The organism is Haemophilus sp. CCUG 60358 (genome assembly GCF_001679485.1).
Taxonomy (GTDB): domain Bacteria; phylum Pseudomonadota; class Gammaproteobacteria; order Enterobacterales; family Pasteurellaceae; genus Haemophilus_D.
The window spans coordinates 1-2,798 of record NZ_LZOZ01000013.1; the positions used below are offsets into that span (position 1 = coordinate 1).

The window sequence follows — 2,798 nt, forward strand, 5'->3', positions numbered from 1 at the left end:
CAATTCTCCAACGCCCACGGCAGATAGGGACCGAACTGTCTCACGACGTTCTAAACCCAGCTCGCGTACCACTTTAAATGGCGAACAGCCATACCCTTGGGACCTACTTCAGCCCCAGGATGTGATGAGCCGACATCGAGGTGCCAAACACCGCCGTCGATATGAACTCTTGGGCGGTATCAGCCTGTTATCCCCGGAGTACCTTTTATCCGTTGAGCGATGGCCCTTCCATTCAGAACCACCGGATCACTATGACCTACTTTCGTACCTGCTCGACTTGTCTGTCTCGCAGTTAAGCTTGCTTATACCATTGCACTAACCTGACGATGTCCGACCGTCATTAGCAAACCTTCGTGCTCCTCCGTTACTCTTTGGGAGGAGACCGCCCCAGTCAAACTACCCACCAGACACTGTCCGAGACCACGTTTCGTAATCTTCGTTAGAACATCAAACGTTAAAGGGTGGTATTTCAAGGACGCCTCCACAATCACTGGCGTGACTGCTTCTAAGGCTCCCACCTATCCTACACATCAAAATTCAATGTTCAGTGTCAAGCTATAGTAAAGGTTCACGGGGTCTTTCCGTCTAGCCGCGGGTACACCGCATCTTCACGGCGATTTCAATTTCACTGAGTCTCGGGTGGAGACAGCCTGGCCATCATTATGCCATTCGTGCAGGTCGGAACTTACCCGACAAGGAATTTCGCTACCTTAGGACCGTTATAGTTACGGCCGCCGTTTACTGGGGCTTCGATCAGGAGCTTCTCTTTCGATTACACCATCAATTAACCTTCCAGCACCGGGCAGGCATCACACCCTATACGTCCACTTTCGTGTTTGCAGAGTGCTGTGTTTTTAATAAACAGTTGCAGCCAGCTGGTATCTTCGACCGGTTCAACCTTCGCCCGCAAGGGACTACAATCTACGCCGGCGCACCTTCTCCCGAAGTTACGGTGCTATTTTGCCTAGTTCCTTCACCCGAGTTCTCTCAAGCGCCTGAGTATTCTCTACCTGACCACCTGTGTCGGTTTTCAGTACGGTTTAGATAAACCTGAAGCTTAGTGGCTTTTCCTGGAAGTGTGGTATCGGTTACTTCAGCTCCGTAGAGCCTCGTCATCATCTCTCAGTGTTGAATGGAAGTCCGGATTTGCCTAAACTCCCCACCTACAAACTTAAACGCACATATCCAACAGTGCGATAACCTAACCTGCTCCGTCCCCACATCGCAGTTTATCCAAGTACGGGAATATTAACCCGTTTCCCATCGACTACGCTTTTCAGCCTCGCCTTAGGGGCCGACTCACCCTGCCCCGATTAACGTTGGACAGGAACCCTTGGTCTTCCGGCGAACGGGTTTTTCACCCGTTTTATCGTTACTTATGTCAGCATTCGCACTTCTGATACGTCCAGCAAACCTCTCGATTCACCTTCATCCGCTTACAGAACGCTCCCCTACCCAACAGACTTTCGTCTGATGCCGCAGCTTCGGTGCTATATTTGAGCCCCGTTACATCTTCCGCGCAGGCCGACTCGACTAGTGAGCTATTACGCTTTCTTTAAATGATGGCTGCTTCTAAGCCAACATCCTAGCTGTCTAAGCCTTCCCACTTCGTTTCCCACTTAATATAGACTTTGGGACCTTAGCTGGCGGTCTGGGTTGTTTCCCTCTCCACGACGGACGTTAGCACCCGCCGTGTGTCTCCTGAGTATCACTCTTCGGTATTCGTAGTTTGCATCGGGTTGGTAATCCGGGATGGACCCCTAGCCGAAACAGTGCTCTACCCCCGAAGGTGTCCGCTCAAGGCTCTACCTAAATAGATTTCGGGGAGAACCAGCTATCTCCCGGTTTGATTGGCCTTTCACCCCCAGCCACAAGTCATCCGCTAATTTTTCAACATTAGTCGGTTCGGTCCTCCAGTTAGTGTTACCCAACCTTCAACCTGCCCATGGCTAGATCACCGGGTTTCGGGTCTATACCTTGCAACTATTCGCCCAGTTAAGACTCGGTTTCCCTTCGGCTCCCCTATTCGGTTAACCTCGCTACAAAATATAAGTCGCTGACCCATTATACAAAAGGTACGCAGTCACCCTTAAAGGGCTCCCACTGCTTGTACGTACAAGGTTTCAGGTTCTATTTCACTCCCCTCACCGGGGTTCTTTTCGCCTTTCCTTCACAGTACTGGTTCACTATCGGTCAATCAGGAGTATTTAGCCTTGGAGGATGGTCCCCCCATCTTCAAACAGGATATCACGTGTCCCGCCCTACTTGTCGTTAGCTTAGTACCATGACCTGGACTTCGAGTACGGGGCTATCACCCTGTATCGCCAAGCTTCCCAGCTTGTTCCTCTGTCTCTGTCATTATCACTAACAGGCTCCTTCGCGTTCGCTCGCCGCTACTAACGAAATCTCGGTTGATTTCTTTTCCTCGGGGTACTTAGATGTTTCAGTTCTCCCGGTTTGCCTCACTTACCTATGTATTCAGTAAGTGATAGTAGATTCTTCATCTACTGGGTTTCCCCATTCGGACATCTTGGATTAAACGCCTCTTATCGACTCATCCAAGCTTTTCGCAGATTAGCACGTCCTTCTTCGCCTCTGATTGCCAAGGCATCCACCTTGTACGCTTAGTCACTTAACTATACAACCTCAAAAATTCTTGATGTTGTGTTTTCAACTAAACACTTGATTGCTTTTGTTCAATCAAGATTTTCTTCTTACTCAGACTTTTTCTTATCCTTAAAAGGACTTGAAAGTCTCTTCAGTTTTTCAGCTTGTTTCCTGGTTGTTAAAGAACAGAA

The 2,798-nt window shown here is 49.3% G+C and carries 1 rRNA gene; it reads right to left on the reverse strand.

From position 1 onward, the window contains the following. A 23S ribosomal RNA gene (locus A9500_RS04920) occupies positions 1 to 2,638 on the reverse strand; the annotation flags it as partial. Positions 2,639 to 2,798 lie beyond the last annotated feature (160 nt).